The organism is Algicola sagamiensis DSM 14643 (assembly GCF_000374485.1).
Lineage (GTDB): Bacteria > Pseudomonadota > Gammaproteobacteria > Enterobacterales > Alteromonadaceae > Algicola > Algicola sagamiensis.
The window spans coordinates 68,270-94,982 of the sequence record NZ_KB894496.1 but is presented as its reverse complement, the minus strand read 5'-3'; the positions used below and the strand labels follow the sequence as shown (position 1 = coordinate 94,982).

Sequence of the window (26,713 nt, the reverse complement as noted above, 5' to 3'; positions counted from 1 at the left end):
AAAAATAGCGCGTTTGTTACACAATGAATAAGCCAGATAGAAAGTCATTCTCAATCTATCTCTTCAATCCAAGTTAGATCGGGAGAAGAAAAATGCCGACCTCAATTGCTAACAATGTTGTTCCAAAAACTTCAATCGCCACGGAAAGCGGTCAAGCAACAGTTGACGCGAAAAATAACGGGTCTCAAATTCAGATGGTCCAAGATCCTCGTATTCAGGAAAGAGCGCAACAGGTCGTTGCTTCCACACTAAATCAAAACGAAACAACGCAATCTCAGGAAACACAGTCAGCCCCGCAAAGGAAGTTGTCAGAAGATCATGTGATCACATTGAAATATAAGCTGAATATCATTCAAGAGTCATATCAGCATGTCCGCACAATGCAAGCTGATGGTCTGATCCAGCTTTCCAATGCGCAACAAGCGTATATGGCTAACCTCGATAATGAGTTAAAACAACTAGAAGCAAAGCTCTCTAACCCAGACATTGGTGAAGGAGCCCTTGGTAAAGAGCAGTTCATTGTTAAATATTTATCAGATCTGGCGCGTTGCAAAGCCAACTTTGGACGTGAAGTCCTTATGCCAAACTTCGCCGCTTTTCATGCGTTTATTCATGAAAATAATCAGCAAAGCCCTGTGCTCAATATTCCTGCTTTTGATGATGCTAAGTTAACCGCTGCTAGGAATGAAATGTTTAGGGATGTTGGGAAGGCCATGTTTAAACCGATTGCAACGGCGGCTATGGATAAAAACCAATCTGGCCCAGTTCGTAATTTTTTACAACCGTATCTTGGAAAAAGACATGATGAAATGAGCAATCAATATAATCAGATCATCGAGTCGCAAAACGAGCGGTGGAATAACCAGCGTCAAGTCAATTCAGATGTTTGCTGTACGATTGGCGCAGCGTGTATGGGCTACGGCCAAACAGAAATTGACTACGTCAATACACCATTGAAACGGTTTGCAAATAAAGTCTGCAAAGTCTTGCATAGCGCTCTTCCATTTGTACCCAAGCAGCCTTTTAAAACCCCACAGGATATCGTGGGTGAATTAAACAGAGATATGGGTGCATTTATTCACGCGACACTAGATGAGAAAGACAGCTTACAGGTTACTTTGACACCGCTACATCAGAAACTCTCTGTCAGCAGTTTAGTGGAAAAAATACAACAACAGCTGGACCTGCTGATACAAGTTCACTCCAATGATCACTTTGCTGTCATGGCGTTAGTTGAAGCTTGTCAACAACACAATGCCCTAGAGATTGCTCAAGATGGAGATAAATATCGGATCCAATTATCCGAGGCAGCACACGAAGTACTCGATCTTGCTGAAGAAAAAGCTGACAGTGACAAGATGATAGCGCTACTTCACGCAGTCGATCTTGAAAAACAACTTGTGCCAACAAAAAGTGAACTTTTAAATGAGCTTGATGCTATAGTCCAAAAGCGCTTAAAGCACGTTGGTTCGATAACTGACTTTATGCACCCAAGAGCTATGGACAATATTTCCAGTATCACAAAATACCAGGAAAAAATTGCCCAAGCAGGAACATCCCAAGAAATCAGCACACTCCTGGTTGCTCTAAATGAGGAAATGGCATTGAAGAAGTCTGGAAAAACAGCCGCCAGAATGGCTGACTTGATTGCAAAGTACCAAGTGAATTAAATTCCAACTTCAACATCAACCTCAAAGGGCTGTGAACAGCCCTTTATTTTTGTGATTGATATCACGAAACTCACCCATTTCACGCTATCTGTTGATTTTATTGATAATAATCATTCTTTTGTATTATTGAAATCATAACCAATCCAATGAATCATTCTTTAATCAGTAAAAATAATGATTTACATCTCATTTTTAAGTGTCGTTTTGACACGAATAATTAATTAGAAATATAAACGAGTTGTTTCTTCCTACACCAAATCGTTTAGCTTTCTATATCTCTCCCAGCATTGATACAGTGACAGAGGTATTCACTATGACAGTTCCCCCAGCGACCTCATTGGGTAGCACATCTCAGTTGAGTGGTACGAACCCGTTCAACAGCCTTCAGGATGAAACAAGCACACAAGAGATTTCGGGACATACCAAAGCAAAAGTTAACATACAGCACCTTTCTCCCCAAAGCACCTTGCAAAAAAGCGCTGAAGATTTCGTTGTAAAACAACCTCTTCATCAAGAGGAAATCCACACACACCTGCGTGAAAAAAATATCGCTCTCCTCAGCGTCAGTACTGAGTCACTGTCCAAACTTGGCAAAGAAGCCTCAAAAAGTGGGCTACCAATGACAAACTGGATGGAAGCGCTCCTACTTGATCCCAAGCGTAAGTTTGGCGAAAGAAAGGTGCATGAAATTTCTTTTCCCGGGAGTCATGATGCTGCAACGTATACAATGAAAGATGGTTGTATGCCGCAAGGAAAACGATATGCAGTCACGCAAACTAAAGATTTAACTGAACAACTTGATGCAGGTGCGCGCTACTTTGATATTCGACTCAATGTGAAGCCATTCAGCCAAAATTTAAGGTTTTTTCATGGCCAAATGCAAAGTGACAAACATGTTGTTGGCCCAGAAATGGCCAGGTTCTTTGAAGCGGTTCTTGCAAGAAATGAGCTTGTGATCCTCAAATTAGATTTTGGCGGAAACCGTTCTCATCAATTATTTAAGTCAAAAGTACTCAATGATGAGATCCGCGCAGCCATCGCTAAGCCAGATGACGTTGAAAACCTCACTATTCGAGAGTTACTTGAAAACAATAAAAAAATCATTTTGCTCACGAAAGGGGGCGAAAAACCCAACCAGTATGAAATGAAGTACAAACAACATACGCTTGGCAAGTGGGCAAAAACCCGAGATCCAGACCAACTTGCTGAAGAGATGAATCGTGTTCGCTCGAATATCGACCCCAAAGTTGCCTCAAAGCTCAAGGTGATCCAAACCAATCAGCCAGCATTGGTAGGGACAAGTGGCACGCGTTTTTTAGAAACACTGGAAACGGATCGGTTTGACTCTGTCATTGAACATGATAGGAAAACTTCCAGCAGAATGGCCGTCAACTCATTTATTCATCAATCCCATGAAGCGCTGGATGCAGCACGCCTAGCAGAGCCAATTGAGCACTTCCTTGCGTATGCTCAGCTCCTTTCTAACATCAGCAAGCTAGAAGATTTTTCCGAGGAACTCGATATTCCATCGATTTTGGAACAAACCGCAGCCATGACCCGCGGCGTGATCAGCTTGGATAATATTGGTGATGACCAAGATAAAGCGGAGCTGATGCAAATGATCATTGGTTTAAATCATTACTAATGATGAAGTGATTTTCTCATTCTACACTGACTTTGAAGCCCCAACATCTTGGGGCTTTTTCTAAGGAATCATGCTCTGAAAAGTATGCAAAAACCGTGTCCGTGCGCGTGTCTGTTGACGTAGACAGATATGGTAAGGTTGCTCCGCTGTTTCGCAGTTTTTATCCCGTTTTTTCGTCCACTGAAGTTGCTGCCGTTTCAAAGCCTGCGGATCGAGACTCACTTTACGCGCAGCACTGTAAGCCTTGCCAAGCTCTCGATCATAAATCGCTAGGGTTGGATCATCACAGATTGTTTTTTCTGACCAGCTTTGCGCTTTTTCACATGAAAAACTGGGATTGAAGTTCGCGAATTGATCAAGCTCCTTCGGCGTTTTTGCATTGATTATCGCGCTGCGTTCATCTTCTGATAACCTCGGGTTCAACTTCAAGTAATCCGCAATCCCTCTTCCTTTACTATCTTTCGCTTGTTTATCCGCGCCTGATACAATCAGACGCTGGATCAGTTCTATAGAAGCATTTTCTGCGGCGTACATGAGCGCGGTTCGCTGGCTAATCAAGGGCACACCAAAACATCCCCATTCACCACTTTGTTCTGCCATAAATGTTTTTTGATTCACCTTCGCGCCTCGTTTTAAAAGAGCTTCGACTGCATCATAAAGATTGAGGTGAGCGGCGTACATCAGGAGCGTTTTACCATAGTGGTTGTTGAGCTGATTTAAATCGTATTTCTGATCAACATTGGCGATGTTTTCCGGGTTTTCTAACATCAAGTTAGCAAACTGCCCAAAGCTTTCTGCAAGTGGCCAACCATCCTTTTCGAGGGTTGCGAGTGCAGGTTGACCTTTCGAGAGATCTTTCCTGAGGTTCATTTCATCCTCTATGGGAAGCGAGTGCCCACCCCAACTACTGAGAAAAGCCATATAAAGCGACTCAATAAACTGCTGTGCTTTTTGATGGGGATTTTTTTCCCCAAGTCGCGAGTAATGCAGCGTTAATTGTTGTAATGCAGCTTCTTGATGATGCATACGCGTGTCTGACTCACGAAGGCTCCAGATATCTGTCAATCGCCAGTTTTCGATCAGTTGCGAAGCTTTACCTATCTTGTCTTTTTCTTTCCAAACTAGTCCTCGGTTTTCAATGAACGTCGGACGGACCAGTAAATTGAGATAAAACTCCTGCGCTTCGCTTTTTGCTCTAATATGGGCGTTGAGCGTGCCACAAATTTCTACACCATTCCCAATGAGGGCATGAAGCTGGCTCGCAAATCGACTCACCGCTGGAAGTCTGAAATGATTGACCGCTTCTTGCTCCGTCGGAAACACCTTGAGCCGACACGCTTGCTTCACTTCCCCACTACCCAGGACTTCGTAAACATGTCTTTCACCATGATTGTCGTGATAACTCCCTGGCTCATCAATGAGGTAAGTACGGTCTTGGTAGCGGAATAAATTGTTCCATGACCAACTCCAGAGATCGCGCATGGGCTCATTGGTAATCGGATACACGAGTGGCAATGCAGGTTGCGGATCCTCATTCTTTTCACGTTGATTGATCAAATCAACAAGCGCCTGTGTTTTACCCTTTTCTGCCTGATATATCGAGTAGATATCACCACGCCAAGAATGGGGACGAATATACGCATAGAGGTTTTTTGATAACGGCTCAGAAAGCGATGATTGCACCAAAATACCACGTCGCAACTTCCCTTCCTGAACGGGCTTCCATTCTAGCCACTGTCCACCTGGAATAATAAAGTTATTCTGAATTGAAAATGGCTCTAGCGTAACAGTTGAATGATGCGAGCCCATTTGGGATGATTTCAACTGCGTCTGATAACCAGATAGAACAGCCTGACAAACAGGCTTATTTTGCCCTTCTAGGATATTTAATGGATATGCTGATTTGGCATTGACTTGAAAAGAAAGCAAGACCACAGTAAAAATAAAAGCTGAAATTTTCATCACATCATTTTAAAAAGGAATTTACGCGTGTTCATATACTAACGCATTCACTTCAAAGTGGTATTTATTTCTGTTTTGCTTTCCATTCTTGATATTCTCGTGATTGATGAAATGCCTGATACTCCGGGAAACGTTCTGTTGAAATACGAACACCAAAGTCATCACGGAGTTGTTCGATGATCCGCACCAAATCTTGATATTTTTCAAGCTGATTACAGAGATCCGCTTGCATAAATAAAGCGGACTTAAAGCTCGCATCAACCTTCAAGGCTTCTTTCGCATAATATAATGCTTGTTCCATATAGCCAGCTTCCTTACATTGGAGTGCTTTCATATGCCAAATGCCAGCGTCCTTGAGTTGATACCAACCTGCAAAATCATCAATAATTTGAAGGACAGATTCGATCCCTTCATGTTCCAGAAAATACCAAAGAATACTCAATCTATAATAGGGTTCGTTTGGGTAAATTTCTTCAAGATCATTCAAGAGACGTTCGACAAAAGTATGCCTTGAATACTTAGCCGCAAGCACCAACAAATCACACATGATAGAACGATACTGAAACACTTCTTTTGGCAAATACCCGTAGCTTTCTTCTATTCTTGGAAAGTCTTCTTTCTCAATGAATTCAGCCAATGCTTTCAATCCAACGCCACCAGTGCCAGGTAAAATATTTTCCTCTTGATAAAACAGTCGACACTTTTCACTCATTCGAAACCCGTACCACATGATATGCCAATCCACGAGGCGGATCCGGTTATTTTTATTCGCAAACAAGACAAAATAGCGATAAGTTTCACCAAAATTATCACACCTGATCACTGCACTTGCACTGTATCCTGAAGGATCGACATGCACAGAAATCAGTTGAACTTCTCCTTTCACGTGAAACATGTCATGGAGTTTATGAATGACACAATATCGAAAATCTTTATGAAATTTCTTTTCTTTCTTCTTTGAGAAGTCCAGCCCTCCAGTAATCGTCTGAAGTAGCTGCCCTTCATCCAGGACCGAATAAAAATATGCAAATTGTTTTTTATTGAATTGATTGGCTAATGTTTCAAAAAAAGCATGGTAATCTTCAGCGGCTTTGCGAGAAGAATGGACCGACATCACATCAAATATGGATTGGCTACGATTCGAAACCTTTTGGTAATAATACCTCTTTTTAAGGAGTAGATTTACAATCGGTTTCAAAATCAGCTTGAACGACATACAACGATACGACCTTCATAATGCACTAAAATGAGTTTTTATCTTCACCGATATCATCATGTGATCCAATGGAACTTCCCCGATCACCTATTGAGGACTCAGTTGATGAGATTGATGAGCATTTGATAACCCTGCCTATACGAACCCGTTATCATGACATATTGTTACGAAAAAAGTTATAAATGTTCCTGATTTATCACTTCGCTTGGAAAAGATTATGATCTTCTACTTCATCATCAAATATTGTTTGTATACCGTCGTCTGTACGACTGCCCCGCATTTCCTTAAAATCAAAGTCGATTCTATTTACAGATTTGCAGCAATATGGGGAGCAATACGGCTTTCTTTGGAGCTTGTCGCAGGGTTTTTTATGCTCAATTTCTATGCGCTATTTGAGTCAATGATTGGAAGTTCTATTTTTGCATTCATCCTTACTTTTGGTCTGCTTCGATACCTGGAATGGCTACTCATCGTCGTCATCATCTCTCAAAAATACAAACGCACTTGCTATGGACGTGGAACTCAGCTCTGGATTGCGCTTGGTGTACTGAGTTCTCTTTTGATAGACACCATTACATTGATATTTATACCACTGGGCAGTATGACGTTTGTGTGTTAAAAGCCCAACTCAATCCTCTGCACCGTTCCAGCAGCAACATCGCACTTCGATTCCTACCTGCCATACTAACACGATATAAATCGCATCAAATTCAAACAACAGGAGAGCAACCATGGAACGTGCAGCACACCATGATGGTGTTGTATTTTTTAAATTTTGTCTTCTATGGGTCAGTATCTTTTTGTTCAATGCAACTGCTGATGACTCAGCGAACTGCGTGATGGATTGTTCCTCACTACCAGCTGGACATTATCAATCCTGCGAAAGCTGTGAAGAATTTGTGTTGTGTGCTCAGGGACGACTCTACCTACAAACATGCCCTCCGGGCCTCTCTTGGGATGATAATCTGAAACTTTGTCATGCGACTTCAAGTACTTGCCAGGGATTGGAACAGTCCAGCTATTGTATTGAACAATGCAAAGGGCTCCCTGATGGGAATTATCAATCCTGCCAAAGTTGTCAAAACTTTGCGACTTGTATTTCGGGTCAAATCTACGAACACCAATGCCCGGAAGGACTTGAGTATGATGCATCTTTTGATTTATGCACTTATCAATCGAGTACTTGTCCTGAATGAGTACAACTTCAAAAGGTATGTAAGGCGTGTTCCCACGCCTTACATACTGATTTAGACTTGTTTGATTTTGAAAATCAGGCTGTACATCACTGGGACAAATAGAAGCGTCAGCACCGTACCAAAGCCAAGACCAAACATGATCACGACCGCCATGGATGAGAAGAAAGCATCAAACAGCAGCGGGATCATCCCAAGAATTGTAGTGATAGCCGCCATGGATACTGGACGAACACGACTCACCGCACTATGGAATATCGCCTCGTAAGGAGACTTCCCTTCTTCCATTTCCAGTTTGATTTGTTCAACCAAAACAATACCGTTTTTGATCAACATACCAGAGAGACTTAAGAAACCAAGTAATGCCATGAAGCCAAACGGCGCGTTCATAATCAACAGACCAAAGGATACCCCAACAATGGCCAACGGGACACATGACCAAATTACACTGGCGCTGCGTACTGAGTCGAACAATAAAACAGTAATGACAAACATCACCAAGAATCCTAGCGGTAACGCACCGAAGATCGCTTTTTGCGCTTTATTTGATGCTTCAAACTCTCCGCCCCAGCTCAATTCATAGCCTTCTGGTAATGCGATGGCTTCAATATTGCCGCGAACTCTGGAGAAAAGTTTCGCTGCTGTTTCGTCACCAAGGGTGTCGTGATCCGCAAGCACTGTAATCGTCCGTTTTCGGTCACGTCGCATAATCAACGGATCTTCATACTGAATATCAAAGCGATCCACAAACTGAGTAACTGGCACATAGCGCTTTAAAACAGGGCTGAAGATTTGCAAGTCTTTTAAGCTATCCACCGTGACCCGTTCAACTTCTGGTGGCCGAGAAACGATGGGTAACAACTTCGTTCCGTCACGGTACAAGCCAACTGTTTTCCCCGAGAAACTCGTGAGAAGCAGCGTATCCAAATCTTGCTTACTCACTCCAACGCGACGTGCAGCTGCCTCATTAATTACGGGCTGGATCACTTTGCTTCGCTCACGCCAATCATCACGAATGTTCTTTGCTTTCCCATCAGCATATAGAATCGCTTTTGCTTCTTCTGCCAATTGGCGCAATACAAGCGGCTCTGGACCGCTAAATCTTGCTTCAATTTTGGCAGCCGTTGCAGGACCAATTTCTAAACGACGTAATTTATGCTGTACTTGTGGGTATTCTTCTTCCATCAATTCCCTGACGTTGTGCAACATTGGGACGAGCTGGTCTTTATCCACGGTTCGAACAATGAGTTGTGCATACGCAGGGTAAGACTTTTCAGGCTGATACGTTAGCATGAAGCGCTCAGCACCACGGCCAATTGTCGAAGTGACTTCCTCAACTTGTTCAAACTCAAGCACACGTCTTTCCAACTCTTGAATAAGCTTGGTTGTTGACCGAATATCTGTGCCCTGCTTCAACCAAACGTCCACAAGGAACATTGGCGTATTCGATGCTGGGAAAAACGCCTGTTTGACTTGGCCAAACGCCACAATCGCACTCATGAGTAGTGCAAACATAATCATGACTGTGACTGCCCGATACTTTAGCGCCTTGGTTAGAATGCCACGATAAACATCGAAAATGACACCTTGATAAGGGTCGTTATTCTTATCCACCGATGACCCTTCTACTGTGTTGGATTTTAAAAGCAGATCACCAAAGAAAGGCGTTAAAGTCACCGCAGTGACCCAGCTCAATAATAGTGACGCAAGGAGTACCCAAAATAGACTTCCTGCAAATTCACCGGTTGCATCACTGGATAAACCGATCGGTGCAAATGCAGTGACGGCAATAAATGTTGCACCAAGTAATGGCCATTTAGTTTGTCGAACAATCAATGAAGCCGCTTCAACTTTCGATAAACCTCGCTTGATACCAATCAAAATCCCTTCGGCAATCACAATCGCATTATCCACCAGCATCCCGAGCGCAATAATCAATGCACCAAGCGAAACTCGCTGTAATTCGATCCCCATTTGGCGCATAAAGATGAAGGTACCCATCACTGTAATAAACAAGATAAGGCCAATTAAGAAACCAGTGCGAAGCCCCATAAACAGCAGGAGAACAACGATAACGATGACAACTGCTTCTACAAGGTTGAGAATAAAACCTGATACTGAGTTTTCAACTTCTAGTGGCTGGTTATAGATGATGTCGACATTCATGCCATAAGGCCTGGCGAACTCCAGTTCTGCAAGTCGTTGATTAATTGCTTTGCCCACATCAACAACATTGACCGATTCCGCAAATGACACGCCAAGTGTGAGTGCTTGCTTGCCGTGATAGCGCATAATATGAGTTGGGATTTCCTGATATGCTCGGTTGATTTGCGCCACATCCCCCAAACGGATCAGTTCTTTTGCGCCTGGATTGCTGATGATTAAGTCTTTTAACTCATTGACAGAATGAAACTCACCTGTTGGATGAAAACGTATATTCTCATCCCCTACTTTTACATTACCTGCATTAGAGACTACATTTTGGGCAGATAACATTTGGTAAATCTGTTGTGGCGGAATACCAAAGTTACTCAACTTCGCACGAGAAACTTCGACCACAACCTGCTCTTGCTGCTTTCCACCAACATGAACCTTGCCCACACCGTCAACAAGAACCAGCTCACGGCGCAAATAATCCACATAATCCGCGATTTCGTCATATTGATAACCATCGCCCGTCACAGCCATCAATACACCGTACACATCACCAAAATCGTCATTCACGTATGGGGCTGAAACACCTGGTGGTAAACGACCAGACAAGTCATTTACTTTTCTGCGCAGTTCATCCCAAATCTGACGGAGCTGCTCCCGGCGGTTGGTACTTTTCATCTCTACAATGATCTGCGACATGCCATTGGAGGAAATCGACTGTACATTATCGACCGAAGAGAGTTGCTGAATCGCATTCTCGATCGGATAAGTCACTTCTTCTTCCACTTGCTCTGGAGAAGCACCTGGGTAATTTGTGATCACCATCGCTTGCTTGATGGTGAATTGCGGATCTTCTAATCGACCTAAATCCATGTAGGAAAGAATACCGCCCACCAACAGCAAAACTGCCAACATCCAGCTAGACGTTTTACTTTTGATAAAATAACGTGCAACATCCATCAATTACAGCCCTCTTTCTCGCTTCCATTCTCGAATTTTCATGCCATCAGACATTCGGTGCACGCCAGCAGAAACAACTTTATCGCCAATCTTCAGGCCAGATTTGATTTCTAACCCGTTGGAAGTAATGCGCCCAACCTGAACTTTTTGTAGATGAACCTGCATGGTATTCATATCGACTTTCCAGACATAGCGTTCATCTTCATTGAGTGGCTTATCTGATGGAGAGAATACGGCTTCATTCGGGATCACAAAATGGTCGAACGAAATATAGGTCACCTTATCAACTTCCAGCATCAGATTGGCTGTCATTCCTGGCAATGCTGTAAAGTCCTTTGGTGTCGGCATCGTAAAGACCACTTTAAATGTATTCGTTGCCGGATCAGCCTTGGTATCATATTCCTTCACTGATACCTTATAACTGAAGTCTTTATAAGCATCGAATGTCACGGTTGGCTGGTAATCAGTATCTTTCTTCACGCGGGCGACAATATCTTCTGGTACTTGGATGGCAATATCCAGTTGATCACGCTGTTGTAAATCCAAGATCACTTGTTTCGCAGCGACATTTTCATGATTTTCAACATAAAGACGTGCAACGACACCATCAAACGGCGCATGAAGCTCGGTATATTCTAAATTGGTCTTATGGGTTTTCAGCTCAGCTTCAGCCACTTGAAGGTTTGCTTTTGCCTGATCATAGTCAGAAGGAGAGATTAGCTTTTTCTTAATCAGTTGCTTCGAGCGCTCAAATTGGGAATGCGCCAGATTATATTTGGCCTGTGCCTGCGCAAGTCGAAGTTCAAAATCCTTCGGATCAAGTTTCGCAAGCAAGTCATCTTTTTGGATATCCATCCCTGGTTTTGCGGGTAGATCAATCAACTGCCCATTGACCCGAAACGTTAACGCGGCATCTTCTGTTGCTTGTACCACCGCAGGAAAGTAACGAATACGCTCCCCGGCTGTATCCACAACCTCATAAAGTTTTGCGGGACGAATTTTATCTTTTTGAACCACTTGTTCTTTCTCTCCACATCCTGTGAGAAGCAATATTAGGCAGGCCAATCCGGTTAAATGATAAGCAGCTGGCGTCAAACGCATTTTTCCTCCGAAAATAGGTTGGCTAGTAAAACGAATGCAATATATCGAAAGTTTGATTACAATCAAATTTATATTTTTTTAGCAACTCTATAAATTTTATTTATGACATTGGATCAGTTAAATGCCCTTCATGCTGTTGTTGAACGTCAAAGTATGCAACTCGCCGCGCAAAGTCTACATAAAACTCAACCAGCTATCAGTATTGCAATCAAAAAACTCGAGACCGAAGTTGGCTTTGAAATCTTACAAAGAGACCAATATCGTGTCACATTGACTGAACGTGGCGAAGAACTTTATCAAGCTGCAAAAGACGTATTAAATGCGCATAAATATATGTATAAGCTTAGCGAACACTTAGCTATCGGCAATGAAGCCGTGATAAAAATTGCTTATGATGCAGCATGTTATACCTTGCCTTTCTTTACAGCGCTTCGACAAATCCAACAAAAGTACCCACAAACACAAATGCAGATTTTTGGTGAATATCGCTTACATGTATTTGATAGACTTCGTGAAGGAAAAATTGATTTAGCGATTGCGCCCTGGAGTCCAATGTTTATGAGTTATGGTAACTTCGAAACATTCGCTTATTCGAATTTTAAGCTGGTCCCTATGGTTAGCAGACGCTTGATTGAAGACCTCGGATACCCACCGAAAACAAAAACTGATTTGGAAAAAATCCCCATGCTCGTGCCAGAAAAACTTGCATTTAATATTCGTCCTGAGCAATTTTTTTCGATTACAGGCAGACAAAGAGTCAAAGTGAATGATAGTTTAACGCAAAAAAATCTGCTGATGGCTGGTCTAGGTTGGGGGCTGCTGCCTGAATTTATGGCAAAGCACGAGCTGGAAACTGGTGAGCTCGTGGAAATATCCATCCCAGAAGCCGTTGTAAAAATTCATGGAGAGATCCACATTGTCCGCAATCGAGATGTCCCACTTGGTCCTGTTGCCCAGGAAATCTGGGAACTGTTCCGACAGCAGTCAACGATTCAACCAGACATAAAGATTTAAGAAAAGTAAGATAAAAGAAAAAGACTGAAAGACAATACTATGCAAAAATCGATTCTCATCACTGGCTGCTCAAGCGGCATCGGTTACTACTGTGCCAAGGCACTTGCAGATGAAGGCTATCATGTCCTTGCAACTGCAAGAAAAAAAGAAGATGTTGAGCGACTCAAGTCAGAAGGTTTAACAAGTTTTCAGCTTGATTTATGTGATACCCAGTCCATTCATCGTGCTGTAGAGTGGGCCTTGCAAGAGACGAATCATAACCTCTATGCACTTTTTAACAACGGCGCTTATGGCCAACCTGGTGCTGTGGAAGACATCCCAACAGATGCGCTCCGAGCGCAATTCGAAGCAAACTTCTTTGGCTGGCATGAGCTTACATGCTTACTTATCCCGCATTTGATGGGACACGAGAGTGCTCGAATTATCCAAAACAGTTCAGTACTTGGCTTTGTCGCGATGCCTTTTCGAGGTGCTTACAATGCCAGTAAATTCGCTATCGAGGGCCTTACTGATACATTAAGATTGGAACTCAAAGATACAGGTGTGAAAGTCTGTTTGATTGAGCCTGGCCCGATTTTGTCCAAATTTCGTAAAAACGCGCTCATTGCGCTCAAAGAAAACATTGATATCGGCAACAGCCGACATGAAGAAGGCTATCGCCAAGCCATCGCCAGACTAGAAAAAGAAGGCCCGTCAATGGCATTTACGCTTGGCCCAGAGGCGGTGCTGAGCAAATTGAAGCACGCGCTGGAGAGTGAACACCCCAAGGCACGATATTATGTGACAGTCCCCACTTATTTAATGGGCTACCTAAAGCGGATTTTGCCAACAAAAATGATGGATCACATTTTGGGCCGCTCGAAGTAACCCATAGATTTAAAGCATTTAAAAAGAATAAGTTAAATGTGCCAGTATGTCGGTTTATTCTTGTATTTTGATGTAGATCACTTCCCAAGGATTGACAATCCAAACCGAATATTGGTACATTTCTCACCACAAAATACATCATTATTATGTATATCGAACCATTTCATGAAAAATGGTCTAAAAATAAGATTTTAATAAAAATACTCCCGTCAAAAACCTGGCTCAATGTGTTGCTTAGATTTGTCAGCCCAGTGATAGCTCTAAATCAGCGATAAAAAACTAACGTTTGTGTCTTGCCATCAATCTGTAAAGCCTCAGTGAATTGGTGACTTGATAGGCATTAATCCGTCTGTTTTTTTACAAAATAAGTTAAGGTTTTGCACCTTTCCTTTTTGATACTTGGTGTACCCTAAGAAAGGAATAGAAATAATGTCAATTGTACGATTTGAAAGCCTAGGGGCTTTTTTCCCTGAAAGAATAATGTCTACCAATGAACTCATGAACTCCATGGTTAATCCACAACCAATCAACGTTGAGGAAATCACTGGGATCAAGAATAGGCGTATCCTCCAACCCCACGAAAACTCCCTTTCTGCTGCTGTAGAAGCAGTCAATAATTGCCTGAAAAATTCTAGTTATCAACCAGAAGATATTGATATCGTGATCTCCGGTTCCATCTCTCGCACACGCGTTGCAGGCAGTCAACAACATTTCGACCCTGCGCTGAGTCTGTTTATCAAAAAAGAAGTTGGACTCAAAAATGCCATTCATTTTGATGTATCGAATGCCTGCTCTGGGATGATGACTGGTGTCCACTTTCTTAGCAAAATGATCCAAGCGGGTGTCGTTAAAAATGGCATTGTCGTCAGCGGTGAACAAATTAGTACAATTTCTGAAACAGCAGCGAGAGAAATCGAAAACCCGCAAGATCCGCAATTTGGTTCCTTGACGGTTGGAGATTCTGGTGCCGCTGTGATCCTAGATGGCAAAGGAGATGCTGATAATAAAATCGATTACATCGAACTCACGACTTGTGCAGAATATTCAGAATTATGCATCGGTAAACCCAGTCAAAAAACACCGGGCTACGCTTTATACACCCATAATTCAGAAATGCATAAGAAAAGCCGCCTGATGATGTGGCCTATGTTCCAAAAAGAACTACTCCACAAACAAGGCCGAACGTTCCAAGGCGAAGACTACGATTACATCATCCAACACCAAGTCGGTGCCAAATTTGTTGACCGAATCAACGCACTGGGTGAAAAAGCATTTGAAGCAAGCATGCCACAGAATATTAATTGCTTGGAGGAAATGGGCAATACAGCAACCACATCCCACTTTATTGCGCTGCACTCTCATATCCAAAACAACAATCTCAAGCCAAGAACAAAGTTCTTATTGGTCCCAGCGGCATCTGGTCTAGTTACAGGTTGTCTGTCTGCAACCATTTCTCATTTGGGGGCCGCAGCATGAATACGATCATTAAAGCAACTGGTATAAGTGTTGATCCCTCGATTCATAGTGCAATTGAACATGCGGTTCGCGCCGCAAAACACTGTATTGAGAATGCTGGAATTGACGTTCAAGACATTAGCTACCTGCTCAATGTTGGCATTTATCGCGATCAGAATATCGTCGAGCCTTCGATTGGTGCGCTCATTCAAAAAGGGATTGGGTTAAACCCTGACTTTTTGCGGTTTCCTGTGGATAGCACCGCATTTTCAACCGATTTGATGAACGGCGCATCGGGTGCACTCAATGCCATGCAAGTTGCGGATGCTTTGTTCAAAACAGGGTTAAAAGGCTATGTACTCGTTGTTTCCAGTGATGCCCACCCATCGGGGGAACCCGCAGATGGTTTTCCTGTTCAGCCTGCGGGTGCTGCATTTTTACTTGCGCCGTCAGAAGAAAAAGGCGGATTCCAACACTTCCAGTTTCATGACACACAGGACGCCTATATCGGCCAGTCCAGCTATGTCGACTTTAAAAAACATGGGACAGAAGCAAGTCATACAATCACGATTGATACTGACGAAAACTTCTACCGAGATCTCAAGCAGTTTGCAGTAGATAAAGCCCGTCAATTTATTCATGAGAATCACGTTGATCTCAATCAAACTGCGATTGTAGCACCTGCTTTTGATGCAGAATTTGCAAATGATGTCGCAAGAGAAGTCGGTGCAACACAAGACAAAATAGTTGATGTTTGGGAAAAGTGCGGTAATCCACATACATCGACTTTCGGGATTGGCTATCACTTGTTACAAGAAAGCCAAAAACATAAAGACTGTCGACAGGTGCTGTTCATCGGTGCAGGTGCAGGATTAAGTACCAGTTGTGCTTTGTATCAATGTGCGTGAGTAACTGCTGATGACCCAGGCTAAACCTCATACAAACTTATCTCAAGAGAAGTTCCACCCGGCATCATTGCTGCGCGAAATCGCGCAGCAACAACCGGACAAAAAGGCATTGATTGTTTCTAAGTGCTCTTTGATGACCAGAAACTACCATGATCATGCCATCACATATTCTGATCTGGAGAAAGCCTCTGACCATGTTGCCAGCCAGCTTTTAGCCTCTGGCATCAAGCAAGGTGATAAAACGATATTTATGCTCAAAGCCAGTCATGAATTGTTTGTTTATTTCTTTGCACTACTCAAAATCGGTGCGATCCCGATACTTGTTGACCCAGGTATGGGGTTGAAGAGAATGCTACACTGTTATCGCTCTGTTGGGGCCAGCGCATTTGTTGGTATTCCGATTGCAAACCATATTCGGCGATTACTGCCTCGATTTTTTCGTTCCATTCATGCTTCCGTCACGGTAAAGCCTATTGCATGGGATAAACTCAGTCGACTCAACTTAAAAGCGCCGAAGAAGTTTGTGTTTCCCCTCACCCCCAAAACACAAAATGATCTGGCTCTGATTAGTTTTACAACTGGCAGTACCGGGCCTGCAAAGGGCGTCGAGTACTCATATGGTATGGTCCATGCCATGAAACAGATGATCCAGTCTCATTACGCATTCACCTCAAACGATGTGCAATTCCTAACATCACCGTTTTTTGGTGTTCTTGGTTTCATGATGGGAAAAACCTGTATTCTCCCGGATATGAACCCTGCCAAACCCGCCAGCGCATCACCAAAGATTCTGGTGGACACGATCCGGCGCTATCAGGCAACAGCAATGTTTGCATCCCCAGCGCTCTTGAATACGCTTGGACACTATGCAGAAAAGCACAGTATCTCTTTACCGTCTTTGCTGGTTGTCAGCTCTGGAGGCGCACCCATGACAAGAGATACCATGCAGCGTTTTCGCAAGGTGCTGACACAAAAGGCAAAATTCGATACGACTTGGGGGACAACAGAAGGGTTGCCATTAACTTCCATTCAGATTGAAACCTTATTGAATGAAACCTCATTCGATATGCAAAATGGCTTAGGTACTTGTATTGGTCAGCCAGTTTCTCCTGTGCAGGTACATGCTGTCCAGCTCAGTGAACAGCCAATTCCAACAATCGAAAAGGCTCAAATTTGTGCGCCTGGGGAAGTTGGAGAATTAATTGTACAGGGACCGAATATCAGTGCTCATTATCATGATCAACCCGAGTTCGATGCTGTACACAAGATTAAAGATGGGGCCCAGATTTGGCATCGGACAGGCGATCTTGGCTGGATCGATGCAAAAGGCCGTATCTGGTTCTGTGGTCGCAAAAGTCACCAAGTCAGCATTCAAGGAAAAGTGATCAATTCAGTACAAATTGAAGGGATTGTTAACTCGCACCCGTTTGTCTATCGCAGTGCACTCACATCCGCAACCATGGGACAAGAAAAGATAGCTGTCATCTGTATTGAATTGAATCAACGCATGACAAAACACACACGGATGAGAGTCGAAAGAGAGATCCGACATAAACTTTCTCAACATAGGATGACACGTACGATTGATACCCTTTTATTTCCCCCAAAATTTCCTGTCGATATTCGACACAATGCCAAAATCGACCGAGGTGCATTGGGGATTTGGGCCACAAAACACCTGAAGCAACGGGGAGGCCTCAATGGCTAAGTTTCAATGGCATTGGAGCATGTTTGTCCCCTTATTCGGCTGGATTTACTTGCTCATCGGGAGTATCAGTCCGTTTACCCACCCCATGCTGATTGCACTTTGGTGGGTTGATCTTTTCCTCAGTGTTGTCGTCCACCTTGGGCAGATCCCTCTGGCGTTGCGCCGTGCATCACCCCTTGGTTTTCGTCATTCACAGACCTGTATTTATACCTTTATTTTCGGAGCGACCTGGTGGAAAACAATATGAATCGGCCTCGCCTTCTGATTACAGGCGCTTCTGGATTTCTAGGCAGTCATATTGTTGATTTAGCCTTGGAACAAGCATATCCTGTTCGTGTCATTGCACGACCATCCAGCCAACTGGCATATCTTGAAAGTTTTGGGTCCAACATTGAAATACACATTGGTGACTTTCAGGATGAAGATTTTCTTGAACAAGCGATGCAAGATATTGATGTGGTGATACATTCAGCAGCTAGAGTCTCTGATATTGGGCAATACTCGCTATTTTATGTTGATAATGTTTCAATGACAGAGAAACTTCTTCTCTGTGCAAAACGTCAAGCCGTTTCTCGGTTCGTCTTCGTCAGTAGCCCAAGTGTTGTCGCAGAATTAAAAGATCAGTTCAATATTGATGAGACCTACCCTTACCCACGAAAAGCACTCAATGAATATTGCGAAACCAAAGCGATTGCTGAACAACGCGTGCTTCGTGCAAATACTTGTCAATTCACCACATGTGCACTGCGGCCGCGCGGGATTTGGGGACCTCGTGATTTTTCTGGACCTTTTGCTAAATTTCTCAAAAAAATGCACCAAGGTAAACTCAAAAACGTCGCCGGAAATAAGTCGGTTTTCTCATCGATGTGTCATGCCAAAAATGCGGCTTCAGCTTGTTTACTCGCGACTACTGCATCGCACATTGGCGGGAAAGCTTATTTCATCACCGATGAAACGCCCATTGAAGTCTGGCCTTTTGCTGATCAACTCGCTGCGCAATTCCAAATCCCAGGTGTGAAAGGGCATGTCCCCCAGCCTGTATTAAAAGCACTGATCCCAACGATAGAAACAATTTGGCAGATCCCATATTTGAAGCGGCGTTACTCGCCACCAGCCAGCAGATATGCTGTCGGCCTTGTTCAATATAGTGCGACGTATAATATTGATCGTGCGAAGCAGGATTTAGGTTACTTCCCCACTATATCCACAAATCAGGGCCTTGAAGATTTTCATCAATGGGTCTCTGATATGGGTGGTCTCGACACTTACCTAATGCAAGTGAAGTAAGGAGTAGTGAATGCGTAGCCCAATTGCACAATATTCACGGCCGATCAGTGTAAATGAACATCTCTATCTGGCTTCAGGACAGGCTTTCTCAGGATTTGTCATACAACTCATGATCGAGGGGGTTGGTAACATTGATGAGAAGTCGATGAAACAGGCTGTCAATCTGGCGGCAGAGCGAAATCCAGGGATCCGCCTAAGACGTGCGGGAAAATACTGGGTCTCCGACGGTCCCCTCCCACAAGTTATCACAGAAGAAGGACAACAAGGAACACAACCGGAATTCAATCCATTGCTTCAACTGCCCCACGAACTCGATCCAACAACAGGCCCTACTTGCGAAGTAAGAATTGTGCGACATGCTCCGAGAACCTGGGTGATTTTCCGTGCACTGCATGCTGTCATGGATGGCCAAGGTTTACTCCAATTCGCTAAAGCCGTTTTTGAAGCATTACGCGGAGAGCCTTGCTCAGAATCATTCAGTCTGATCACCGATGATTCGGGGCGAAAATTGCTAAATACGAGTACCAAAAACAAAACGACTCTCAAAGCTGTTCATTCAGGTCCAAGAAGTCAATCTGTTGATGGTCAATTCCATTTTGCAATGCGACAACTCAACCTATCGCACCCTGCTATGATTGCAAAACTGAGCCTCGGTATAGAAGCCGAAATCATGCAAAAGGACGCTGATCTTGGATGCTTAATGGTTCCTGTCGATTTTCGTTCTGTTCTCCCCAAACATCATCAACAGTCTATGGCGAACTTGAGCCTGCCTGCTTTCTTACCCCTCTCCAAAGGTCAAAGTTGGCAATCGCGCTCAGACACCTTGCTCAAACAAATCCAGTCAAAATCCTATATTGCGTATGGAGAATCGGATCATTGGTGCCACACCCTGCCTCATCGACTCTTGAGTTGGGTGCTGAAAAAGCGTTGGCTCAAACAAATGAAGTCTGGCAAATATATGGTGTCGTCGGTCGTCTCTCATATTGGTCGAATTTATTTAAGCCAGTTTGATACATCTCAATTTCAAGCCACACGCGTTCTTTCTGTCCCTTGTGAAATTCCAATTGCACCATTTTCTATTGTCCTTGTCGAAAATGTGCATCGAGATGATACCGTCACAACACAGTTATGTTTGATTACGCAGTCAGCAATCTATGCTGATCCGCAAGCGTTACTGGATCGTATACTGCAAAGCTCGGGATTCGAACTCCCTCGCGTTTATTCTGCGCCTAGTTCTAAAGTGTCTGAGAAGCGCCTCGGTGAAGTAAAGACACTTCATCAATTGTTCGAATCCCAAGTATTGCAAACCCCTTCGCAGCCGTGTCTGACTTGGCAAGAAGCAACTTTGGACTATGCTACGGTGAATCAAAGGGCGAACCAGCTTGCACATTGGCTCCGTCTAGAAGGGCTTGAAACAGGAACGATTGTTGGCGTAAATTTACCACGCTCTTTTGAACAAGTCATTGCTATTCTGGCGACCTTAAAGGCTGGCGGGATTTATTTACCGTTGGATCCAAACCTCCCTGAAGCTAGACTCAATTACTTGTTAGAAAACAGTCAAGTTGAATGGGTATTTACAACACAGCACACATTATCAACAAATCTCAGCCTTAAACACCCAATCTTTATTAATGAAATCAAGCAAGCAACGCAGCAGCTACCCATTGAAAATATTGAAACAAAGTGGCATAGCGATCAACCGTGTTACCTCCTTTACACATCTGGATCTACAGGTGCTCCAAAAGGTGTCCTTAATACCCATTCAGGTGTCGTAAATCACTTCTTGTGGATGAAACAGCAACTCAACTTAGGCCCCGATGATGCAACTTTACAAAAAACGCCGATGAGCTTTGATGCCTCACTCTTGGAAATTTTCCTTCCTTTGCAGTGTGGTGCTCGTGTGGTCATTTCCCATGAAGAAAAACAAAATGATCCCTACCATCTTTGTGATTTGATGGTGAAACATCAGGTGACATTTCTCAGTATCGTCCCTTCAATTTTAGATAGTTTGCTGGATGTACTTGAAGAAGAAAGATTACCACCACTGAATCAGTTTTTAGTGGGCGGTGAAGCATTCAGCACAACTTTGTATCGTAAAATACAAAAGCAATTCCCGCATGCAGAAATCTACAACTTTTACGGCCCTGCGGAAGCTGCGATTGATTCGTTCGTGTTTCATTGCTCCTACCCATTCGATACCTATGATGTCCCCATTGGCCGACCTATCGCAAATATGGAAGCATTTGTTGTCGATCATCAGCTACAACCTCTCCCACCAGGTGAGGTTGGGGAGTTGATTATTGCTGGTGTGGGGGTTAGTGCAGGCTATTGGCGTCAGTCAGCTCTGAGTGCAGAGAAATTCATAGCCCACCCATTTCACCCAAACAGCCCATGGAAAGCTTATCGAACTGGGGATTGCGTAAAACAACTGCCATGTGGAAACTTCCTGTTTATCGGTCGTCAGGATGGACAAGTGAAAATAAGAGGTGTGCGCATTGAGCTTGGAGAAATCGAACATCAGCTTGAGCAAGTCCCATGGATCAAACAAGCTGTGGTCATCGCAAAACCCAGTCATGGCCAGCAAGTACTACACGCCTATTTTACAACGACTAAAGATGTTTGCACTGAGCAAGAAGGATCTCTTCGGTCTTTATTCGCGAATGATTTACCACCGTATATGATCCCTGCGGCTTTTGTTCGACTCAATCAAATGCCACTGAATAGTAGTGGTAAGGTCGATCGCAAAGCATTATCGATAAAGCATAGTAAAAGCACAAAGCAAACTGATTCATCAACAATCAATAGTTGTTCTCTGAAAAATAGCTGGTCTGCGGAAGAATTAAGAATGGCGAATATCTGGCAACGCCTTCTCAAGCAGCCTATCCAATCAGACAGTGATTTCTTTTTGCTCGGTGGCAACTCAATGCTCGCGATCAGGTTATTTACGGATATTGAGTCTGAGTTTGGACTGACACTAAAACCAAGCCTGATATTTGAGCATTCCGATTTTGCTGCTTTTGCAAAAGCAACCGGTACTGATTGACCTTTGAAATCCACATTGTTGCTGCTAAGAAGTCAAAAGAGAATGCCTTCTCAGCAGCAATTTCTGCTTGCCCTAATGCTTTACCGGAAGGTAGCCAATGAACATCTTCACGATTTCATCCAACTCCTTACTTTTCTGCATTCGATAGAGTTGATTATTAAATTCTTGTAGAAAGTCTCGCTTAAAATGATACTGCCCATTATCGGCATCGGTCAGCGCTAAATATACGGGATCAGATGAAAGAACGAGAACCTCTTGAATTGTGTATTGCTGTCCTTGCTTTATTTTTTTGCTCTTCAACATTCGTTGTAATTCCCAAGCAAATGACAAACGATTCACCATATAACAATCGGAACGTCCGTAGATCAACATCACTATATTTTGCTCTGTTGTTTTGGCTTCTTGTAATTTAATCTTCCCCTTTTCAACAAGGTATCGAAATTTCGGACCACCAAATCCATCATACCCTGTGTTATTGCCAATCACTAACCCATGAAAGTCATCCGGCCATATCTTGCGTGAACTTTCCATGACCTTGTTTCGACACATCAAGATCACAAACTCTTCCATCATCGGAATCGAATATGGCCAAACATAATCCCAGTCATAACCATGATAATACGGGGGTGCAAACCCGAATGCTTCTCCTGACTTTACTTTCGCTTTCACACGTTGCCAAGGAGCGGGAATAATCTTCATCTTATAACCGCGCATCTTACTTGAAATACGACGGAGCACTTCAACATACACACCTTGAGCGACACCATTCACTTCATAAGTGTACGGAGGGTGAGAGTCATTCACCCAGATATCGACAGTTCTTTCTTTGCTATTACTAGATGAAATATGAAGAAGAAAAAGTAGTAATAGCGATCTGAAAAGCATGGGTTGCTGCGAAAAGATTAAGTGTCATTAGAGTCAAGTATAGGCCATCCATTAAACTCCTTTCATCCAGGTGCTTTGATAGAAAGTATCATGGAGATTATGGTGCATCCATGCAACCAACCTATTTAGACTCTGAGTCCATGTTGAAGATGAAGCTCATCATTTTAATGAATGAGCATCTCAATTCTTCTCAAGTAATACAATTGAGTACTTTTTCCATACTTTTTACTGAATAAATGTTATCAACTAACCTTTAAATATTCGTCATCGTATTGGAGGTATTCAAGGTGGCATTTTACTATATCGGTTTGCTTATCGCTGTTGCAGGCTGGGTTTGGATGCTGATTATTGCTTTTAAAAATGATCAGATCCTATGGGGAGTTGGTATTCTATTCTTTGGAATTGTTGGGATCCTTTATGGAATATTAAATTGGAATCGCGCAAAAGAGCCCTTTATCATGATCGTTGTTGGGACGATAATCGTATTCTTTGCTATCTCGAATATGACACCAACAGAAATCCAAATGTTGGAAAATTAACTGAAGCGCGTCCGATAACGCTTTACGCTCTTATCCCCTCACTGAGCGTCGAGTCTTCATGTTGCGTTTCTTTTACTTTTAGCACAATTGAAATCCCAGTTTCTTCATACGAGACTAACCGATTTGAGCCAGATTGCATTGTTTGATTTAATGTCAGAAAATCCGGTGTGTTTTTCCCCGTGCCAGGATCCATCAGACTCCCATCTGGCCGTTTCATCACCCAATGTAGCCCAGCAGGTGCTCCAAATAACTTCACGGCTAAAACACTCATTTGCCGCTCGTCATTTTCCAGTTCTTTTGGTCCATATTGATGCACTGATTTTTCATACTTAGGAAGTCGCCCAGCTGCATCAGGGTAAAAATAACTAATTGAATTGTCATAAAACTCCGATGCAAGGTAAACCTCTGATTCAAGTGCCAGTAAAGTTGCCGCAGTGACAATATGATGGGGCATGGAATAACCTGCTAATTTCAACTTTTCCGAAGATTGTTCTTCCCAGTTCAAGCCACTCGTGATCCGGTAAATTATGCTTTCGCAATGCTGATTCAGCGTCAGCTCTTCTTCACCGATCACTTCCAGTTGCGAGCCTTTCAATAGTGGTAGCTTTTCTACGCCGAGTTCTTTTGCAGCACATAGCAAACTCACCGCACCACTTGAATGCTCATAAGTTTGTTGTTTTGAAACGTATAATGAATCTTTTGTTTTCATCGGACTTATATCACCATGCCAGCTTCCCCTATATATTAGCCCTATTTTATTAGAAAAATATTGATTTAAAATCAATCAAGTCAAATCAACATTCGATTCAATCGCTAATATTCATCAATTCAAGATGGATCGTTTCAATCTAAAAACTAAACTACATACATCATATCCCGATGAAGGCAATATATGATGGGCGAAGATAAAAAACTCTCTGGATGTCCCGTAATGCATGGTGGAAACACACGTGTTGGCGGACGTGGTACTCAAAATAAAGATTGGTGGCCGAGCCAACTCAATCTAAAAATCCTGCATCAAAATGACACAAAGTCAAACCCTTACGAACAGGATTTTAATTATGCGGATGCATTCAATAAACTCGATTATCAAGCACTGAAGCGAGACATTGAAACCGCTCTCAAAACCTCACAAGATTGGTGGCCTGCTGACTACGGTCATTATGGACCCCTCATGGTCAGGATGACTTGGCATGCTGCTGGCACATACAGAACGGCAGATGGTCGTGGTGGTGGTTGCAATGGTAACCAACGTTTCCCACCACTCAATAGTTGGCCAGATAACGGAAATCTAGACAAAGCGAGACGTATCCTGTGGCCAGTCAAACAGAAATACGGTCAAAGCCTCTCATGGGCAGACTTACTCATCCTAGCTGGGAATGTCGCTATTGAATCTATGGGCCTCAAAACCTTTGGATTCGGCGGTGGTCGAGAAGATATCTGGGAACCCGAAGAAGATATTTATTGGGGGACTGAAGAGGAATGGCTCGACAACAAACGTTACAGTGGTGACCGTGATCTCGAAGCCCCGCTTGCAGCTGTGCAAATGGGCCTGATTTATGTCAATCCCGAAGGGCCAGATGGTCAACCCGATCCGATTGCTTCTGGCCGTGATGTTCGAGAGACTTTCGCCCGCATGGCAATGAATGACTACGAGACCGTCGCTTTGACCGCAGGGGGACATACATTTGGCAAAGCGCATGGCGCAGGTGATGCTGCACATGTTGGTCCCGACCCAGAAACAGCACCGATAGAAGAGCAAGGTTTTGGATGGAAAAGTAGTTACAAAAGCGGAAAATCCAGTGATACGATCACAAGTGGCATTGAAGGCGCGTGGACACCCACACCAATCCAGTGGGATAACACCTATTTTGAAATGCTGCTTGGTTATGATTGGGAGCTGAGCAAAAGTCCGGCAGGTGCAAATCAGTGGATCCCTAAAAATCTTGCTCCAGAACATCATGCGCCTGATGCAGGTGATGACAGTAAGAAAGTTGGTCTCATGATGACAACTGCGGATATGTCGATGCGAGAAGATCCTGCTTATCGGAAAATTTCTGAGCAATTTAGACAAAACCCCGGTGAGTTTGCAGATGCATTTGCGCGAGCTTGGTTCAAATTAACGCATCGTGATATGGGGCCAAAATGCCGCTATTTAGGACCAGAAGTCCCGGATGAAGACTTAATCTGGCAAGATCCAATCCCAGCTGTCAATCATCCGTTGGTCAATGATAGTGATATTGCAAATCTCAAACAAGAGATTCTAAATACAGGAATGACTGTCTCTGAACTCGTTTACACGGCTTGGTCATCTGCGGGTACTTACCGTGGTTCTGATCATCGTGGTGGCGCAAATGGGTCAAGAATTCGTTTATCCCCACAAATCGATTGGGAAGTGAATCAACCCACACAATTGAAAAAGGTATTAGCAGCTTACGAAGGAGTTCAGCAAAAGTTTGCCGGTTCTCAATCTGATGGAAAAACCATTTCTATTGCAGATCTGATTGTCCTTGGTGGATGCGCTGGCATTGAAAAAGCAGCAAAAGATGCAGGTTGCTCAGTCACGGTTCCGTTCCGTCCAGGTCGAATGGATGCAACCGCAGCGCAAACAGATGCTGAATCGTTCGATGTATTAGAACCGATCGCTGATGGTTTTCGGAATTACGCAAAGCAAAAGTACAGTGTCACGACGGAAGAGTTGCTTGTCGATCGAGCACAATTGCTCACCCTCACGGCGAAAGAGATGACTGTGCTTATTGGTGGAATGCGTGTTCTCAATGCCAATTATGCTCAAACAAAGCATGGTGTTCTTACCCAAAACCCAGGGCAATTGACGAATGACTTTTTCACCAATTTGCTTGATATGGGCACAGAATGGACTCCAACTTCCAATGACGCAGAGACTTTTGAAGGCAAAGATCGTCAATCCGGCCAAGTGAAATGGACTGCAACCCGGGTTGACTTAATCTTCGGCTCCAATTCGCAATTACGTGCCATTGCTGAGGTCTATGCATGTGAGGATGCCAAAGATAAATTCGTCAATGATTTTATCGCCGCTTGGGTCAAGGTGATGAATGCGGATCGATTTGATTAGCGACGAAAATAA

At 43.4% G+C, this 26,713-nt stretch carries 20 protein-coding genes; 14 read left to right on the top strand and 6 right to left on the bottom strand.

Annotation, left to right across the window (positions count from 1 at the left end; genetic code table 11):
• Positions 1-92: 92 nt before the first annotated feature.
• Together C505_RS0110705 and C505_RS0110700 are read left to right on the top strand one after the other, a co-directional pair.
• A complete protein-coding gene (locus C505_RS0110705) occupies positions 93-1,670 on the top strand; it encodes a hypothetical protein (protein WP_018692617.1) in 1,578 nt (525 codons plus the stop codon).
• 313 nt (positions 1,671-1,983) lie between these two features.
• Positions 1,984-3,315, top strand: coding sequence for a PI-PLC domain-containing protein (locus C505_RS0110700; RefSeq protein ID WP_018692616.1), 1,332 nt, complete (start codon positions 1,984-1,986; stop codon positions 3,313-3,315).
• A gap of 60 nt (positions 3,316-3,375) precedes the next feature.
• Here C505_RS0110700 and C505_RS0110695 read toward each other — a convergent pair whose 3' ends face one another.
• Both C505_RS0110695 and C505_RS0110690 read right to left on the bottom strand, forming a co-directional pair.
• Positions 3,376-5,277: a lysozyme inhibitor LprI family protein gene (locus tag C505_RS0110695; protein ID WP_018692615.1), complete on the bottom strand. Its 1,902-nt coding sequence runs from the start codon at positions 5,275-5,277 to the stop codon at positions 3,376-3,378.
• Between the two features lie 64 nt (positions 5,278-5,341).
• Positions 5,342-6,493: a hypothetical protein gene (locus C505_RS0110690; protein WP_018692614.1), complete on the bottom strand. Its 1,152-nt coding sequence runs from the start codon at positions 6,491-6,493 to the stop codon at positions 5,342-5,344.
• Positions 6,494-6,710: 217 nt separating this feature from the next.
• On the opposite strand from C505_RS0110690, the gene C505_RS0110685 reads away from it, so the two are divergent.
• Together C505_RS0110685 and C505_RS0110680 are read left to right on the top strand one after the other, a co-directional pair.
• A complete protein-coding gene (locus C505_RS0110685) occupies positions 6,711-7,112 on the top strand; it encodes a hypothetical protein (RefSeq protein ID WP_018692613.1) in 402 nt (133 codons plus the stop codon).
• A gap of 112 nt (positions 7,113-7,224) precedes the next feature.
• Entirely contained in the window at positions 7,225-7,689 is a 465-nt protein-coding gene (locus tag C505_RS0110680) for a chitin binding peritrophin-A domain-containing protein (protein WP_018692612.1), read from the top strand.
• Between the two features lie 51 nt (positions 7,690-7,740).
• Here C505_RS0110680 and C505_RS0110675 read toward each other — a convergent pair whose 3' ends face one another.
• The gene (locus C505_RS0110675; RefSeq protein ID WP_018692611.1) at positions 7,741-10,800 is read right to left on the bottom strand and encodes an efflux RND transporter permease subunit; all 3,060 of its coding nucleotides are present in this window, start codon (positions 10,798-10,800) and stop codon (positions 7,741-7,743) included.
• Positions 10,801-10,803: 3 nt separating this feature from the next.
• Positions 10,804-11,901 (bottom strand): efflux RND transporter periplasmic adaptor subunit, encoded by a 1,098-nt coding sequence (locus tag C505_RS0110670; RefSeq protein WP_018692610.1) that lies wholly within the window; start codon positions 11,899-11,901, stop codon positions 10,804-10,806.
• Positions 11,902-12,003: 102 nt separating this feature from the next.
• On the opposite strand from C505_RS0110670, the gene C505_RS0110665 reads away from it, so the two are divergent.
• The 8 genes from C505_RS0110665 to C505_RS23635 all read left to right on the top strand — a co-directional run bounded on the left by C505_RS0110665 (position 12,004) and on the right by C505_RS23635 (position 22,183).
• Positions 12,004-12,915 (top strand): LysR family transcriptional regulator, encoded by a 912-nt coding sequence (locus C505_RS0110665; protein ID WP_018692609.1) that lies wholly within the window; start codon positions 12,004-12,006, stop codon positions 12,913-12,915.
• A gap of 39 nt (positions 12,916-12,954) precedes the next feature.
• Positions 12,955-13,782 carry an SDR family oxidoreductase gene (locus C505_RS0110660; RefSeq protein WP_018692608.1) on the top strand — a complete coding sequence of 276 codons (828 nt, stop codon included), beginning with the start codon at positions 12,955-12,957 and terminating at the stop codon, positions 13,780-13,782.
• Between the two features lie 480 nt (positions 13,783-14,262).
• Positions 14,263-15,258 carry a 3-oxoacyl-ACP synthase III family protein gene (locus tag C505_RS0110655; RefSeq protein ID WP_018692607.1) on the top strand — a complete coding sequence of 332 codons (996 nt, stop codon included), beginning with the start codon at positions 14,263-14,265 and terminating at the stop codon, positions 15,256-15,258.
• On the top strand, positions 15,255-16,145 hold the full coding sequence (locus C505_RS23640; protein WP_018692606.1) for a 3-oxoacyl-[acyl-carrier-protein] synthase III C-terminal domain-containing protein: 891 nt from the start codon (positions 15,255-15,257) through the stop codon (positions 16,143-16,145). The genes C505_RS0110655 and C505_RS23640 overlap by 4 nt, the downstream gene beginning before the upstream one ends.
• 10 nt (positions 16,146-16,155) lie before the next feature.
• Complete coding sequence (locus C505_RS22090) at positions 16,156-17,853, top strand: fatty acid CoA ligase family protein (RefSeq protein WP_018692605.1); 1,698 nt, start codon at positions 16,156-16,158, stop codon at positions 17,851-17,853.
• Positions 17,846-18,100, top strand: coding sequence for a hypothetical protein (locus tag C505_RS0110640; protein WP_018692604.1), 255 nt, complete (start codon positions 17,846-17,848; stop codon positions 18,098-18,100). Before C505_RS22090 ends, C505_RS0110640 begins: the two co-directional genes overlap by 8 nt.
• Positions 18,097-19,140, top strand: coding sequence for an NAD-dependent epimerase/dehydratase family protein (locus tag C505_RS0110635; RefSeq protein WP_018692603.1), 1,044 nt, complete (start codon positions 18,097-18,099; stop codon positions 19,138-19,140). The genes C505_RS0110640 and C505_RS0110635 overlap by 4 nt, the downstream gene beginning before the upstream one ends.
• A gap of 10 nt (positions 19,141-19,150) precedes the next feature.
• Positions 19,151-22,183, top strand: a complete 3,033-nt coding sequence (locus tag C505_RS23635) for a non-ribosomal peptide synthetase (protein ID WP_018692602.1) — start codon at positions 19,151-19,153, stop codon at positions 22,181-22,183.
• 72 nt (positions 22,184-22,255) lie between these two features.
• Here C505_RS23635 and C505_RS0110625 read toward each other — a convergent pair whose 3' ends face one another.
• Entirely contained in the window at positions 22,256-23,068 is an 813-nt protein-coding gene (locus C505_RS0110625) for a substrate-binding periplasmic protein (RefSeq protein WP_026317888.1), read from the bottom strand.
• 287 nt (positions 23,069-23,355) lie between these two features.
• Here C505_RS0110625 and C505_RS22080 point away from each other — a divergent pair, with 287 nt between their 5' ends.
• Complete coding sequence (locus C505_RS22080; protein WP_018692600.1) at positions 23,356-23,607, top strand: hypothetical protein; 252 nt, start codon at positions 23,356-23,358, stop codon at positions 23,605-23,607.
• Between the two features lie 22 nt (positions 23,608-23,629).
• Here C505_RS22080 and C505_RS22075 read toward each other — a convergent pair whose 3' ends face one another.
• On the bottom strand, positions 23,630-24,316 hold the full coding sequence (locus tag C505_RS22075) for a hypothetical protein (RefSeq protein ID WP_018692599.1): 687 nt from the start codon (positions 24,314-24,316) through the stop codon (positions 23,630-23,632).
• Between the two features lie 186 nt (positions 24,317-24,502).
• On the opposite strand from C505_RS22075, the gene katG reads away from it, so the two are divergent.
• Positions 24,503-26,701, top strand: a complete 2,199-nt coding sequence (gene katG / locus C505_RS0110610) for a catalase/peroxidase HPI (RefSeq protein WP_026317887.1) — start codon at positions 24,503-24,505, stop codon at positions 26,699-26,701.
• The last annotated feature ends 12 nt before the right edge of the window (positions 26,702-26,713 follow it).

Bases quoted from the DNA above. Each gene is read 5' to 3' on its own strand.
- C505_RS0110705 (WP_018692617.1), top strand. From the start codon at position 93: ATGCCGACCTCAATTGCTAACAATGTTGTTCCAAAAACTTCAATCGCC.
- C505_RS0110700 (WP_018692616.1), top strand. From the start codon at position 1,984: ATGACAGTTCCCCCAGCGACCTCATTGGGTAGCACATCTCAGTTGAGT.
- C505_RS0110695 (WP_018692615.1), bottom strand. From the start codon at position 5,277: ATGAAAATTTCAGCTTTTATTTTTACTGTGGTCTTGCTTTCTTTTCAA.
- C505_RS0110690 (WP_018692614.1), bottom strand. From the start codon at position 6,493: ATGTCGTTCAAGCTGATTTTGAAACCGATTGTAAATCTACTCCTTAAA.
- C505_RS0110685 (WP_018692613.1), top strand. From the start codon at position 6,711: ATGATCTTCTACTTCATCATCAAATATTGTTTGTATACCGTCGTCTGT.
- C505_RS0110680 (WP_018692612.1), top strand. From the start codon at position 7,225: ATGGAACGTGCAGCACACCATGATGGTGTTGTATTTTTTAAATTTTGT.
- C505_RS0110675 (WP_018692611.1), bottom strand. From the start codon at position 10,800: ATGGATGTTGCACGTTATTTTATCAAAAGTAAAACGTCTAGCTGGATG.
- C505_RS0110670 (WP_018692610.1), bottom strand. From the start codon at position 11,901: ATGCGTTTGACGCCAGCTGCTTATCATTTAACCGGATTGGCCTGCCTA.
- C505_RS0110665 (WP_018692609.1), top strand. From the start codon at position 12,004: ATGACATTGGATCAGTTAAATGCCCTTCATGCTGTTGTTGAACGTCAA.
- C505_RS0110660 (WP_018692608.1), top strand. From the start codon at position 12,955: ATGCAAAAATCGATTCTCATCACTGGCTGCTCAAGCGGCATCGGTTAC.
- C505_RS0110655 (WP_018692607.1), top strand. From the start codon at position 14,263: ATGTCTACCAATGAACTCATGAACTCCATGGTTAATCCACAACCAATC.
- C505_RS23640 (WP_018692606.1), top strand. From the start codon at position 15,255: ATGAATACGATCATTAAAGCAACTGGTATAAGTGTTGATCCCTCGATT.
- C505_RS22090 (WP_018692605.1), top strand. From the start codon at position 16,156: ATGACCCAGGCTAAACCTCATACAAACTTATCTCAAGAGAAGTTCCAC.
- C505_RS0110640 (WP_018692604.1), top strand. From the start codon at position 17,846: ATGGCTAAGTTTCAATGGCATTGGAGCATGTTTGTCCCCTTATTCGGC.
- C505_RS0110635 (WP_018692603.1), top strand. From the start codon at position 18,097: ATGAATCGGCCTCGCCTTCTGATTACAGGCGCTTCTGGATTTCTAGGC.
- C505_RS23635 (WP_018692602.1), top strand. From the start codon at position 19,151: ATGCGTAGCCCAATTGCACAATATTCACGGCCGATCAGTGTAAATGAA.
- C505_RS0110625 (WP_026317888.1), bottom strand. From the start codon at position 23,068: ATGCTTTTCAGATCGCTATTACTACTTTTTCTTCTTCATATTTCATCT.
- C505_RS22075 (WP_018692599.1), bottom strand. From the start codon at position 24,316: ATGAAAACAAAAGATTCATTATACGTTTCAAAACAACAAACTTATGAG.
- katG (WP_026317887.1), top strand. From the start codon at position 24,503: ATGGGCGAAGATAAAAAACTCTCTGGATGTCCCGTAATGCATGGTGGA.